The organism is Bradyrhizobium sp. Ken01 (assembly GCF_055807355.1).
Genome location: NZ_JBVVPC010000007.1, coordinates 1 through 11,994 on the forward strand (window position 1 = coordinate 1; position 11,994 = coordinate 11,994).

The following is an 11,994-nucleotide window of genomic DNA, read 5'->3' on the forward strand; positions in this document are numbered from 1 at the left end:
TGCAGCCTCCATCCTTGGCACGGCGACGCGAATCTACTGCGAATCTATGATTGCGAACTTGTGACTCAGGACACTAGTATTGGATGCCCGTCGTAACTTAAGGCTCCGCGGTTCGCGGGGCGCTTTGCAGTAGCCCGCCACTGGTTGCAAATGCCGCCCAGAGGTTTGCAATGAGATCAAACAAGCCGGGAAGCTGCGCCATCAACTATGCGACAACGGTGGCTGCTCTCGTGCTTTGCGCTGATGTTTCGCATGCCGACCAGGGCGGTAGCTCATTCTGGTTTCCGGGTCAGTTTGCGAGTCTCGCCGCCATGCAGCAGACACCGGGCTGGGCGCTCAGCGTGATCGATTACCATTCCAGCGTCGCCACCGCTGGGAGTGCTGCTGCAGCCAAAGAGATCCTGGCCGGCAAAATCCCCGCGAACGTCAATGTTAATTTGAATCTGAGTCTGAGCGGGCGGGCCGATCTGGTCGCCCTTACGCCATCGTATACATTCGCGACGGCGGTGCTTGGCGGTCAGTTGGTCGTAGGCATATCGGGCCAGTACGGCAGAGCCGCCACCAGTATCGCCGGAACGCTGACTGCGATAGCCGGACCGATTGTGGTGACGCGCACCGGAATGCTGGAAGGATCGCTTACCTCCTACGGCGACCTCGCACCGTTCGCGGAACTGCTATGGAACCATGGCGTCGACAATTACATGGCTTACGTCACGGGCAATGTTCCCGTCGGCGACTATGATCCGACGCGGATTCCCAATATCGGGCTCGGGCACGGCGCGATCGACATTGGGGGCGGCTATACCTATTTCGACCCGGCGGCAGGAAACGAAATCTCGGGCGTCGCCGGCCTGACCTACAATTTCAGGAATCCCGACACCCAGTACCGGAGCGGCATCGATTTCCACTTCGACTGGGGCGCATCGCACTACCTAACGAAGCAGCTTTTCGTCGGCATTGTCGGCTACGCCTACCAGCAAATCACCGACGATTCCGGCCAGAACCCGATCCTCGGTGGTTTCAGGTCACGCGTTTTCGGTGTCGGTCCGCAAATCGGGTACAGCTTCCCGGTCGCAGACATGCAGGGCTTCCTTGGTCTGAGGGGATACGGCGAATTCGGTGCAGCCAACCGTCCGTCAGGATGGAATACTTGGCTGACGTTCACCATTTCCCCGTCCGCGCCTGCCGCCATAGCACCCACGAAGCATCTGGTTGTGAAATAAACCTCGTGCCAGCTCGCCTACGCCGCGTAGGTCGCCCGCAGCTTCTTCGGATCAAGCAGCGCCAGAACGCCATCCGCCGACACCGGCCGGCTGATGAGATAACCCTGGACTTCGTCGCAACCGATCTGGCGCAGATATTCGAGCTGGTCGGCGGTCTCGACACCTTCCGCGACCACGCCGATGCGCAGGTCGCGCGCGAGCCCAATCACCGATTTCACGATTGCGGCGCAGTCCGGCTGCACCAGCATGTCGCGGATGAAGGACTGGTCGATCTTGATGCGGCTGAACGGCAGCTTGCGCAGGTAGGTCAGCGAGGAGAAGCCGGTGCCGAAATCGTCGAGCGCCACGGTGACGCCGAGCTCCAGCAGCGCGTTGAGGACGGACGCGGCGGAGGCGTATTTCGACAGCAGCATCGATTCCGTGATCTCGATCTCGATCTCGAGCCGGTGCGGGGCGATCTTCGCGTCCGCGAGCGCCTGCACGATGACCTGGAGCAGGCCGTTGTTGTGAAATTGCGCGGCCGAGAAATTCACGGCGACCCTGATCTCTTCGGGCCACTCGGCAACCGTCGCGCAGGCGCGGCGGACGACCCATTCGCCGATCTCGTGGATCAGACCGGTTTCCTCGGCGATCGGAATGAACTCGCTCGGCGGCACCAGTCGGCGCTGGGGATGCTGCCAACGCAGCAGCGCCTCGAAGCCGGTGATGCGGTTGCCGCCGAGGTCGAGAAAGGGCTGAAAGACCAGGAACATTTCGTCCCTGGCGATGGCGCCTTCCAGATCCAATTGCAGCGCCTTGCGGTCGCGTGACGAGCGGTCGTCGGCTTCCTCGAAGAAACACACCGTGCCGGGTCCGGCCTTCTTGGCGCGGTAGAGTGCGGTGTCGGCGTTCTTCATGATGTCGAGTTGCGTGCTGCCGTCACGCGGCGCCAGCACGATGCCGACGCTGGTCGCGCCGACGATCTGGCGGCCCTCGATCTGGAACGGTTCGTCGAAGGCCGCGACGAAGCGCTCGGCGATCTCGAGCGCATCCTCCGGCCGCGCCAGATTGGCCATTACCAGCGCGAACTCGTCGCCGCCGATGCGCGCGACATGCTCGGCCGCGCGGGTGCAGCGTTGCAGGCGACTCGCGATCTGGACCAGAAACTCGTCGCCGGCGGGATGGCCGAACTTGTCGTTGACCTCCTTGAAACGATCGAGATCGAGCAGAAAGACCGCGAATTCCTCGCCGGACAGAGCGAGCCGCTTCAAGGCTGCATCGAGCGTTTCGTTGAACGCGACGCGATTGGGCAGATGCGTCAGCGGGTCCTGCCGCACCGTACGTTCGGCCTCGATCTGCCGCATCACGCGCCGTGCGAACGCGATCGAATTGACGAACACGCTGCGCAGCAGCACCGATCCGTAGACCACCACCAGGAAGGCGATCAGCAGAAACGCCGGATCGCCATTCCTGCCGAGGCAGATCGCGATGCCAGCGAAGATCGGGGCCGTGAATGCGATCGCGGCGATCGGGATCGTGGCGAAGGCCAGCGCGCCGCCGGCCAGCATCCCCGAACAGAGGCAGGTGATGACGAGCTGCCCGCCCGTTGAGGCATCGGCGAAGAATGCGACCGGAACGGTGCCCCAGCCGGCGCCGAGGAGAAAGGCATTGCGCACCAGCCGATGCATGGCCCGGCGCGAGACGAATTGTGGTTTGGTGATGCGGCGCGCGGCATGGGATTGCAGGCCGAACGCGATCGCGGCGCCCGCCACGATGGCGGCCCAGATCAAGGCCAGCTTCAAGTCCGGCGAATGCCACAGCGCGACGACGAGCACGCCGGCGTTGCAGGCATTGGCCAGCATGATGCCGACCGAATAGCCGAGCACCAGCGACATCTGTTCGGCGCGGATATGGCCCGCGACGGCTTCGTCGGTTACGGGACCGCCAAAGGCCGACAGATCGCCGGCGAACAGCCGCGCGAAATAGCTGGTCGTTTGAGTCCGCATTCCCAGAGCCTAGCAGCATGGGCCGCTTGTCCGGCCCGGTCCGGAGAATTCGCTGCAAACCTTTGACGAACTATGAATTATCTGAGCTTGCGACGATTGCTGTGACCACTTCTGCGTGTTCGCGATATTGTATCGATAACAAATCGATACAAATGCGAGGCGCGGTCGTCATCGTCGTCGCGGCAGGAGCATGCTCACTACCAACTCCGCTGTCATGCCCCGCGAAGGCGGGGCATCCAGTACGCCGCAGCCTATCGAGGAATCACTGCCGTCTCTGGAATACTGGATCGCCCGCCTTCGCGGGCGATGACAGCTGTGCTTTAGGCATCACCGCCCCAACTGCTTCGGATCGTAATAGAACCGTTCTTCGATCAACTGATCGTCCCGCCATGTCTGCCATGCGATCTCGTCCAACGTTCGGATGATGCCCTCGGCATTGGTGAAGCTGAATCTCCAGCGCGTCGCGACATGGTCGCCTTCGATCAGGCTTGGCCCGATGCGCACCGCCTTGACCTCCCTAGAGGCTGCCAGCACGCCGCGCTCCTTGGCCGCGAGCTTGTCGCGTCCGACCAGAGGTTCGGCCTGGTTTTCATAGGTGGCGGCGTCCGGCGTGTAATAGTCGAGGATCGCTCCGACGAAATCCCCGTCCTCCAATCGTTTGGCAAAAGCTTCGACGACATCACGGCTCGGCATGGGCGCACCTCACGAGTAAAACCGACTTATAGTCGGTAAATACCGACCGGCGGTCGAAAAGTCAACTGGCTGTCCTGGCCCGTTTCGACTACAGCAGAGCCATGGCGAAACAGGCGGAGCGGCGGGCTGCGACATCGGAGGCGATCCTGACGGCGGCGCGCCGCCTGTTCGGGACGCAAGGCTTTGCCGCGACGACGATGGACGAGATCGCCGAAGCCGCCCACGTTGCCAAGGGCGCGGTCTATCATCACTTCAAGACCAAGGAGGCGGTGTTCGAAGCGGTGTTCGACCAGGTCTCGCGCGACCTCGTCGCCGAGATCGACAGCACGGCCCGCGCCGAGAAGGACGTGCTTGCCGCGATGGTCGCAGGCACCCAGCATTATTTCGCCGCGACCGCCAAGGGCCCGACCGGCCAGATCATCCTGCGCGACGGCCCGGCCGTGCTCGGCTGGGAGCGCTGGCGCGAGATCGACGCCAGACATTTCGGCGGCAAGCTGCCGCGTGCGATTGCGGCGGCGATGGAGGCCGGCCTGATCGCGCGGCAGCCGGTCGAGCCGCTGGCCCGGCTGCTGCTCGGCGCGGTCACGGAAGCGGCGGTCGCCTGCGCCGGACGCGCCGATATCGCAAGGGCGGGTGCGGAATATGCCCGTGCGTTCAGGTCGCTGGTCGAGGCGCTGCGCGTCGCTGCATGATCGTGCTAAGTGATGATTGGAAACGCCCACACCAACAAAAAGAACAGTAGCGCATGAACGCAACTTCCTCCCTGACGCCCTCCGATCCTGAATTCGACTACATCATCGTCGGTGCCGGCTCTGCCGGCTGCGTGCTCGCCAACCGGCTGTCGGCGAACGGCAAGCACAGCGTGCTGCTGCTCGAGGCAGGCCCGAAAGATTCCAACATCTGGATCCACGTGCCGCTCGGCTACGGCAAGCTGTTCAAGGAAAAAACCGTCAACTGGATGTACCAGACCGAGCCGGAGCCCGAGCTGAAGGGCCGTCAGGTGTTCCAGCCGCGCGGCAAGACGCTGGGCGGATCGAGCTCGATCAACGGCCTGCTCTATGTCCGCGGTCAGCACGAGGATTACGACAGATGGCGTCAGCGCGGCAACGCCGGCTGGGGCTATGACGACGTGCTGCCCTATTTCAAGAAGGCCGAGAACCAGTCGCGCGGCGCCGATCAATATCACGGCAGCGGCGGCCCGCTGCCGGTGTCCAACATGGTGGTGACCGATCCGCTGTCGAAGGCCTTCATGGACGCCGCGGTCGAGACCGGTCTGCCCTACAATCCTGATTTCAACGGCGCCACGCAGGAAGGCGTCGGCCTGTTTCAGACCACGACCCGCAACGGCCGCCGCGCCTCGACGGCGGTGGCCTATCTCGGCCCCGCCAAGGCCCGCGGCAATCTCAAGATCGAGACTGGCGCGCTCGGCCAGCGCGTGCTGTTCGAGGGCCGCCGCGCGGTCGGCGTTGAGTACCGTCAGGGCGCCACGCTGCGCCGCGCCCGTGCGCGCAAGGAGGTCGTGCTGTCGAGCGGCGCCTACAACTCGCCGCAGCTGCTCCAGCTCTCCGGGGTCGGACCCGGCGACCTCCTCCGCAAGCACGGCATCGATGTCGTGCTGGACGCGCCGGGCGTCGGGCACGATCTCCAGGACCACATGCAGGTTCGTATCGTGATGCGCTGCTCGCAGAAGATCACGCTCAACGACACCGTCAATCATCCGCTCCGCCGCACCATGGCCGGTGCGCGCTATGCGCTGTTCCGCAAAGGTTGGCTGACGATCGCGGCCGGCACGGCGGGCGCCTTCTTCAAGACCAGTCCGCGGCTGGCCTCGCCGGACATCCAGGTCCATTTCCTGCCGTTCTCGACCGACAAGATGGGCGAGAAGCTGCATGGTTTCTCCGGCTTCACGGCGTCGGTATGCCAACTCCGTCCCGAAAGCCGCGGGTCCTTGCGCATCAAGAGCGCTGACCCGACAGTGCCGCCGGAGATCCGCATCAACTACATGTCGACCGAGACCGACCGCTCCACCAACGTGGAAGGCCTGAAGATCCTGCGCAAGATATTGCATGCACCGGCGCTGAAGCCGTTCGTGGTCGACGAATACGATCCCGGAGCGAAGGTGTCCACGGATGCCGAGCTGCTGGATTATTGCCGTGAGCGGGGCAGCACCATCTACCATCCGACCTCGACCTGTCGTATGGGCAATGATGCGCTCGCGGTGGTCGATCAGCGGCTGAAGGTGAGGGGCCTCGAAGGCCTCCGAATCGTCGACGGCTCGATCATGCCCGATCTCGTGTCGGGGAACACCAACGCGCCGATCATCATGATCGCCGAAAAGGCCTCCGACATGATATTGGAGGATGCGCGGTAAACTCGCGTCTTGAGAGGATTTGGGCTTGGCTACGCGATTCAAGATCGGCACACGCAAGAGCGCGATGGCGCTGGCACAGACGGAAGAGATCGCGCGCCGCCTGACCGCCGCCATGCCCGATCTCGACGTCGAGATCGTCAAGTTCGACACCACGGGCGATCTCGACCAGACCAGCAAGCTGTTGCCCCATGGTGGCAAGGGCGGTGCCTTCGTGGCGCAGATCCGCGCCGCCGTGCTGTCGGGCGAACTCCAGGCGGCGATGCATTCGCTGAAGGACATGCCCGGCAACGAAGACACGCCCGGCCTCGTGATCGGCGCCACGCTCTCGCGCGATCCTCCCAACGACGCGCTGGTGCTGCGCAACGGCGTGACGCTGGAGGCATTGCGCCAATCGCGTGGCAAGGGTTTCAAGATCGGCACCAACGCCGTCCGCCGCGCCGCCTATGCGCGGCGATTGTTTGCCGACGTCGAGATCATCCACTTCCGCGGCGCCGCCGACACCCGCGTGCGAAAACTCGACTATGGCGAGAAGCAGCGCCTGCCGGATGGCGACGCGGTGGGGCCTGCGGATGCGCTCATCATGGCGCGGTCCGGCCTCGACCGCGTCGGGCTTTCCCATCGCATCGGCTACGAATTCTCCGCAGCGGAAATGCTCCCGGCAGCGGGGCAGGGCATCGTCGCCGTCGAATGCGCGGCACAGGACTGGCAGACGCGTCGCATCCTCGCATCGATCGACGATCCCGCTGCGCACGCCTGCGCCGATGCCGAGCGCGAAGTGCTGTGGGTGCTGAACGGCCATTGCAATTCGCCGGTGGCGGGCTTTTCGACCATTGCGGGCGATCAGATGTCGCTCACCGCGTCCGTGCTCGATCTCTCCGGCAACACCATCATTGAAGCCTTGCGTTCGGGTCCTGCCAATCGTCCCCGCGAACTCGGCCGTGCGGTAGGACTGGATCTGCTGGCCAGGGGCGCCGCCGAGATCATCGAGCGCAGCCGGCCGAGCTAAGTCGGCCGCGAGGCGGGCATAGGTGCGATGATCGCATCATGCGCCTGTTTTGCCCGACGGGTCAAATGTTGGCGCGACCTGATGTGATGACGGCGCACCTGATTTCCGTCCGCCCTAAGTCATTGATCGGGCGTGGCCTCTCTACTGTGCATGGGGTTGTTTTCGCGCTTTTTTGTTTTCCCGCTCCCCAGGGCGCAAAATAAATCAGCCCCGCACCCGCTTCAGCATCTGCTCGACATGGGCGATCGGCGTCTCCGGCTGGATGCCGTGGCCGAGATTGAAGATGAACCGCCCTTGCGCAAAATTCGCCAGCGTGTTGTCGACCGCGCGGTCGAGCGCGGCGCCGCCTGTGATCAGCACCAGCGGATCGAGATTGCCCTGAACCGCAACCTTGCTCTGCACGCGCTCGCGGATGAAGGCCGGCTCCGCGGTCCAGTCGATGCTGACCGCGTTGACGCCGGTCGCCTCGACGAACCCGGGCAGTTGCGCACCGGCACCGCGCGGAAAGCCGATGATCTTCGCGTCCGGCACCTTGGCGCGCACGCCTTCGACGATGCGCCGCGTCGGCTCAATCGACCAGCGCGCGAACTCGGCGGATGGGAGCACGCCGGCCCAGGTGTCGAAGATCTGCAAGGCGTTCGCGCCGGCCGCAAGCTGTGCCAGCAGATATTCGATCGAGTTCTCGACCAGCACGTCGATGATCTCAGCGAACGCCTCCGGATGCCGGTAGGCCATCATCCGCGCCGGCGCCTGGTCGGGCGTGCCCTGGCCGGCGACCATGTAGGTCGCCACCGTCCACGGCGCGCCGCAGAAGCCGATCAGTGCGATCTTGGGATCGAGCGCCCCGCGCACGATCTTGAGCGCCTCGAACACGGGTGCGAGCTTGCCGAAATCGGCTTGCTTCGCCAGTGTCGCGACCTTGGCGGGATCATCCAGCGGTTCGAGCCGCGGACCCTCGCCGACCTCGAAGCGCACGGAACGACCGAGCGCATAGGGGATCACCAGGATGTCGGAGAAGATGATCGCCGCGTCGAAGCCGAACCTCCGGATCGGTTGCAGCGTCACCTCGGCGGCAAGCTCCGGGTTGAAGCAGAGGTCGAGGAAGCCGCCGGCCCTGGCGCGCACCTCGCGATATTCCGGCAAGTAACGGCCGGCCTGCCGCATCATCCAGACCGGCGGAATGACCTGCCGCTGGCCGGAGAGGACGTCGATGAAGGGTTTTGTCGCAGACTGGGGCACGAACGGTCCTGAAGATGGTTAGGGCTCCTGATACACCGCCATGGCCCGAAGCGGAACAGGGGAACCAAGCGCAATTGGGCCGCGTTGACCAGCCAACGGAGGACGAGACCATGGCTGAGACATTCAACCCCGCGCCGCATGACAAGCACGCCGACGACCTGCACCAAGCGCTCGCCGCCGACCGCCACGCCAAGCTCGACGCCGGCCTGAAAGATACCTTCCCTGCGTCCGATCCCGTGAGTGCCGCCCAGCCGACGCCCTCGAAGGCCGATGCTGAGGCCGACAATCCCTCGCTCTGGGACAAGGTTAAGGCCATCTTCAGCTAAGGCGGGGAGCGCCGGATTCCGATAGGTTTGCTAATGCCTTGTTAGCGATGCGCCGATTCCGGCGTACGTACGACTACGGGAAACCGGCAACATCACTGCATATTTATCCCGGCGTTTCAGAGTTCAATAACAGAAGCAGCAGAAGTTCCGGAGATCGGAGATTTCTGCTGCATGAGCGCTGTGACCCAAAGAGCCGGATGGAGCCGCCTGCCGCTGCGAGCGGCTGCGTTCGTCGCGCTGACCTGCGTGGCCATCCTCGGCGTCAGCGGCTGGCGGGAATGGGCGGCCCGCGACGCGGTGCTCAAGGGTGCCGAGACCGAGATGGCGAATGTTGCTCGCTCGCTGACGCAGCATGCCGAGGACAGCCTCGATCTGCTGGATTCAGGCGTCGTCGGCGTCGTCAGCCGGCTGGAGATGGACGGCGCCGAGCCGGCCACGATCGCCAAGCTCAGAACCCTGCTGGAGGCGCGCAAGAAGGCAATAGAGCGCATCCACAGCCTCGCCATCATCGACGAACACGGCAACTGGTTGACCTCGCCTGGCACGATCGGCTCGACTCTCAACGACGACGCGTTCTTCCGTTATCACCAGCTCTCGCCGAAACGGGAGCCCCATGTCGGCCGTCCCGTGAAGAGCCTGCTCGACGGCGAATGGGTCGTCACCTTGTCGCGGCGGTTCAACAAGCCCGACGGCAGCTTCGGCGGCGTGGTGCTCGCGACCATCAGCTCCAACTATCTCTCGCATTTCTACGAACAGTTCGAGATCGGCCGCAACAGCTCGGTGGCGTTGACGCACGGCGACGGCCTGATCATCGCGCGCAACCCCAGCAACGACAGGTTCGTCGGCCGCAGCGTTGCCGATACGCCGCTGTTTCGTGACGCCGGCCTGCAGCGGCCGGGCGGCGCCTATCATTTCAAGTCGCCGCTCGACGGCGCCGAACGCGTCAGCTTCTTCAAGCGCTCTGGCCGGTATCCGCTGGTCCTGCTCGCCACCGTCGATAAGGCCGAACTGCTGGCGCCCTGGCGTGCTGCGGCGACCTCTCGCATGCTCTACGTGCTCGCGCTGGTCATGCTGATCGCGATTATCGGTGCGGTGCTGGTGCGGCAGTTGCAACGGGGCCAGAGCATGGCGGCCGCGCTGGTCGAGAAGGAAGCGCATTTCCGACTTCTTGCCGAAGGCTCCAGCGACATGGTGACGCGGATCGGCCTCGACGAGCGGTTGCGCTATGTCTCGCCGTCGTCGATTGGCGTCGTCGGCTGGCGCGCCAATCAGCTGATCGGGACCCTCGCGCTCGCCGGCGTTCACGCGGACGACCGGCCGCAGGTGCAGGCTCTCGTCGACGCCATGAAACGCGGCGAGAAGGAGGAGGTGCGCGTCACCTATCGCAACGCGCACCGGCAGAATGCCGAAGTCTGGCTCGAATCGACCATGCGGGTGACCCGCAAGGAGAATGGCCGCGTCGACGGCGTGGTCGCGATCTCGCGGGACATCACCGAGCAGAAGAAGCTCGAGACCCGGCTCGAAACGCTCGCGATCGAGGACAGCCTCACCGGGCTTGCCAATCGCCGCCGCTTCGATGAACGAGTGAAGGAGGAGTGGGCGCGTGCCTATCGCGAGCGCTCCAGCCTCTCTTTGCTGATGATCGACGTCGACCACTTCAAGTCATACAACGACGAATACGGCCATCCCGCGGGCGATGCCTGCCTCCGGCAGGTGGCGCAGATCATCGCCGCAGAGATGCATCGTTCCGGCGATCTGGCGGCGCGCTACGGCGGCGAGGAGTTCGCCATGCTGTTGCCGAACACCGACGCTGCCGGCTGCGCCCTGATCGGCGACCGGATTCGACGGGCGATCCGCGATGCGGGCCTCGTCCACACCAGCAACCATGCGGCTGGCTGCGTCACCGCTTCGCTCGGCGGTGCTGCCTGCCGGCCGGCGCTGGAGCGCACGGCCGGCGTGGTCTCGCTGATCGAGGCGGCCGACCAGGCGCTCTATGCCGCCAAGGAGGCCGGGCGCAACCGGCTGATGATGTCGGGCGAGGTGAGCAACCTCCTGCTCAAGGCGTCCGGTCAGTAACCCCGCTCAATAGTGCGGCGGACGCTCATTGGCGGCTCCCGGCGCATTCGCCTCGGCCTCCTGCAGCCGCTCGCCGAGCTCCGCGATCCTCCGCGTCAGCGCGTCGATCTGCTTCCACTGCGCGGTGATGGTCTGGTTCAGCGTCTCGATCGCGTCGTCCTGATAGGCGAGGCGGGTCTCCAGCGTGTCGATGCGCTCGCCGAGCGTCTTGATCTCATTCGTCACGTGCCGCGTCCTTGTCCCGTTCGCGCAATTTACATTCTTGCAAACCAAGTTGCTGCAAACCATGGCCGAGCGCGACGCGCTCGTCGAACACGAAGCATTCGCCGCGCCAGCGGCTCTCGGCCTCCGGCACCTCTTCCAGATATTTGAGAATGCCGCCCTTGAGTTGATAGACCTCGGCAAAGCCGCGCGCGAGCAGGTGCGCGCTCGCCTTCTCGCAGCGGATGCCGCCGGTGCAGAACATAGCGATTTTGCGGTGTTTGGCCGGATCGAGCTGCTCGGCCGCAAAATCTTTGAATTGGCCAAAGCTCCTGATGCCGGGGTCGAGCGCGCCGTCGAACGTCCCCATCGCCACCTCGAAGGCGTTCCTGGTGTCGAGCACCAGCGTGTCGGGCGCCGCGATCAGCGCGTTCCATTCGCTCGCATCGACATAGGTGCCGACCTGCCGCGTCGGATCGGCGGTTTCGTCACCGAGCGTGACGATCTCCTTTTTCAGCCGCACCTTGAGCCGGCCGAATGGCATCGTCTCGGCGGTCGAGAACTTCAGTTCGAGATCGTTCAACCTGCCGCTGAACATGTCGCCGTGCGCGAGCTCATGGGTGAGGGCGTCGATCGCCTCGCCCGGGCCCGCGACCGTGCCGTTGATGCCCTCCTGCGCGAGCAGCACGCTGCCCTTCAGCGCCAGGCCGGCGCAGAACGCGCGCAACGGCTCGCGCAGCTCGCGGTAATCGGGCAGGGCGGCGAATTGGTAGAAGGCGGCGACCTTGTAAATCATGGCGCCCGTTTAGCAGGCGCAGCGTGCCCGGAAAACCCGCAACGAGCAGCTCTATTCCCAACGGATGGCAGCCATTTC

At 64.4% G+C, this 11,994-nt stretch carries 11 protein-coding genes; 6 read left to right on the top strand and 5 right to left on the bottom strand.

The features are described from left to right. The first annotated feature begins 170 nt into the window (after positions 1 to 170). On the top strand, positions 171 to 1,223 hold the full coding sequence (locus tag AC0L3S_RS09585; protein WP_473278887.1) for a SphA family protein: 1,053 nt from the start codon (positions 171 to 173) through the stop codon (positions 1,221 to 1,223). Between the two features lie 17 nt (positions 1,224 to 1,240). Here the strand turns inward: AC0L3S_RS09585 and AC0L3S_RS09590 are convergent, their stop codons facing one another. Together AC0L3S_RS09590 and AC0L3S_RS09595 are read right to left on the bottom strand one after the other, a co-directional pair. Next, the gene (locus AC0L3S_RS09590; protein WP_473278888.1) at positions 1,241 to 3,208 is read right to left on the bottom strand and encodes a putative bifunctional diguanylate cyclase/phosphodiesterase; all 1,968 of its coding nucleotides are present in this window, start codon (positions 3,206 to 3,208) and stop codon (positions 1,241 to 1,243) included. Between the two features lie 327 nt (positions 3,209 to 3,535). Further along, entirely contained in the window at positions 3,536 to 3,901 is a 366-nt protein-coding gene (locus AC0L3S_RS09595) for a nuclear transport factor 2 family protein (RefSeq protein ID WP_473278889.1), read from the bottom strand. Positions 3,902 to 4,002: 101 nt separating this feature from the next. Here AC0L3S_RS09595 and AC0L3S_RS09600 point away from each other — a divergent pair, with 101 nt between their 5' ends. Genes AC0L3S_RS09600 through hemC form a run of 3 tightly spaced genes read left to right on the top strand, consistent with a single transcriptional unit; the run spans position 4,003 to position 7,278 of the window. Then, on the top strand, positions 4,003 to 4,593 hold the full coding sequence (locus AC0L3S_RS09600) for a TetR/AcrR family transcriptional regulator (RefSeq protein WP_354057384.1): 591 nt from the start codon (positions 4,003 to 4,005) through the stop codon (positions 4,591 to 4,593). 53 nt (positions 4,594 to 4,646) lie between these two features. After that, positions 4,647 to 6,272, top strand: a complete 1,626-nt coding sequence (locus AC0L3S_RS09605) for a GMC family oxidoreductase (RefSeq protein WP_473278890.1) — start codon at positions 4,647 to 4,649, stop codon at positions 6,270 to 6,272. A 25-nt stretch (positions 6,273 to 6,297) separates the two neighbouring features. Next, positions 6,298 to 7,278: a hydroxymethylbilane synthase gene (gene hemC, locus AC0L3S_RS09610; protein WP_473278891.1), complete on the top strand. Its 981-nt coding sequence runs from the start codon at positions 6,298 to 6,300 to the stop codon at positions 7,276 to 7,278. 204 nt (positions 7,279 to 7,482) lie between these two features. On the opposite strand, the gene hemE is transcribed toward hemC, so the two are convergent. Further along, complete coding sequence (gene hemE, locus AC0L3S_RS09615; protein ID WP_473278892.1) at positions 7,483 to 8,517, bottom strand: uroporphyrinogen decarboxylase; 1,035 nt, start codon at positions 8,515 to 8,517, stop codon at positions 7,483 to 7,485. A 110-nt stretch (positions 8,518 to 8,627) separates the two neighbouring features. Between hemE and AC0L3S_RS09620 the strand changes: the two genes are divergently transcribed. Next, complete coding sequence (locus tag AC0L3S_RS09620) at positions 8,628 to 8,843, top strand: hypothetical protein (protein ID WP_473278893.1); 216 nt, start codon at positions 8,628 to 8,630, stop codon at positions 8,841 to 8,843. 171 nt (positions 8,844 to 9,014) lie between these two features. Beyond that, positions 9,015 to 10,919, top strand: coding sequence for a sensor domain-containing diguanylate cyclase (locus tag AC0L3S_RS09625; RefSeq protein ID WP_473278894.1), 1,905 nt, complete (start codon positions 9,015 to 9,017; stop codon positions 10,917 to 10,919). A gap of 6 nt (positions 10,920 to 10,925) precedes the next feature. On the opposite strand, the gene AC0L3S_RS09630 is transcribed toward AC0L3S_RS09625, so the two are convergent. Beyond that, positions 10,926 to 11,144: a SlyX family protein gene (locus AC0L3S_RS09630; RefSeq protein WP_007606917.1), complete on the bottom strand. Its 219-nt coding sequence runs from the start codon at positions 11,142 to 11,144 to the stop codon at positions 10,926 to 10,928. Further along, positions 11,134 to 11,916, bottom strand: coding sequence for an oxygen-dependent tRNA uridine(34) hydroxylase TrhO (gene trhO / locus AC0L3S_RS09635; protein WP_473278895.1), 783 nt, complete (start codon positions 11,914 to 11,916; stop codon positions 11,134 to 11,136). The genes AC0L3S_RS09630 and trhO overlap by 11 nt, the downstream gene beginning before the upstream one ends. Positions 11,917 to 11,994 lie beyond the last annotated feature (78 nt).

Excerpts from the sequence above, each read along its gene's own strand:
- AC0L3S_RS09600 (WP_354057384.1), top strand. The coding sequence starts at position 4,003 with ATGGCGAAACAGGCGGAGCGGCGGGCTGCGACATCGGAGGCGATCCTG.
- AC0L3S_RS09605 (WP_473278890.1), top strand. The coding sequence starts at position 4,647 with ATGAACGCAACTTCCTCCCTGACGCCCTCCGATCCTGAATTCGACTAC.
- AC0L3S_RS09595 (WP_473278889.1), bottom strand. The coding sequence starts at position 3,901 with ATGCCGAGCCGTGATGTCGTCGAAGCTTTTGCCAAACGATTGGAGGAC.
- AC0L3S_RS09625 (WP_473278894.1), top strand. The coding sequence starts at position 9,015 with ATGAGCGCTGTGACCCAAAGAGCCGGATGGAGCCGCCTGCCGCTGCGA.
- AC0L3S_RS09590 (WP_473278888.1), bottom strand. The coding sequence starts at position 3,208 with ATGCGGACTCAAACGACCAGCTATTTCGCGCGGCTGTTCGCCGGCGAT.
- AC0L3S_RS09585 (WP_473278887.1), top strand. The coding sequence starts at position 171 with ATGAGATCAAACAAGCCGGGAAGCTGCGCCATCAACTATGCGACAACG.
- trhO (WP_473278895.1), bottom strand. The coding sequence starts at position 11,916 with ATGATTTACAAGGTCGCCGCCTTCTACCAATTCGCCGCCCTGCCCGAT.
- AC0L3S_RS09620 (WP_473278893.1), top strand. The coding sequence starts at position 8,628 with ATGGCTGAGACATTCAACCCCGCGCCGCATGACAAGCACGCCGACGAC.